This is a genomic window from Streptomyces glaucescens (genome assembly GCF_002154375.1).
Classification (GTDB): domain Bacteria; phylum Actinomycetota; class Actinomycetes; order Streptomycetales; family Streptomycetaceae; genus Streptomyces; species Streptomyces glaucescens.
Map to the genome: position 1 here is coordinate 1 of NZ_MUND01001035.1, position 666 is coordinate 666.

Genomic DNA, 666 nt, shown 5'->3' on the forward strand with positions numbered 1-666 from the left:
CCCCCGGCCTGCCCGGCGTCCCCCTCGTCGACATCTCCGCCACCGGCCCCGGCCGTACCCCCTTGCAGCAGGTCATGGGCCTGATGCGGGAGCACGGACCGGTACTGGTGCGGCGGCTGCACGGGCGGGACACGCTGTTCGTGAGCGACCTCGACCTCGTCACCGACCTGGCCGACGAGCGGCGGTTCGCCAAGCACATCGGGCCCGCCCTGGAGAACGTGCGCGCGTTCGCCGCCGACGGGCTGTTCACCGCGTACAACGACGAACCCAACTGGGCCAGGGCGCACGACATCCTCATGCCCGCCTTCGCCCTCGGCTCGATGCGCACCTACCACCCCGTGATGCTGAGGGTGGCCCGCCGGCTGATCGAGGCCTGGGACCGCGCCGCCGCCGACGGGCACCCGGTGAACGTGCCGGACGACATGACCCGGATGACCCTCGACACCATCGGCCTCGCCGGATTCGGCTACGACTTCGGCTCCTTCGAGCGGGCCGAACCGCACCCGTTCGTCGAGGCGATGGTCCGCTGCCTGGAGTGGAGCATGATTCGCCTCGCCCGCGTCCCGGGCGAGGACCACTCCGCGGCCGACGCGGCCTTCCGCGCCGACGCCGACTACCTCGCCGGGATCGTCGACGACGTCATCACCGCCCGCACCGGCACCGACC

At 72.4% G+C, this 666-nt stretch carries 1 protein-coding gene; it reads left to right on the forward strand.

Features of this window, described 5'->3' with window-relative positions:
- Positions 1-8: 8 nt before the first annotated feature.
- Positions 9-666 (forward strand): cytochrome P450 (locus tag CCN42_RS40375; protein WP_143662248.1); only part of this gene is annotated, 658 nt, incomplete at its 3' end.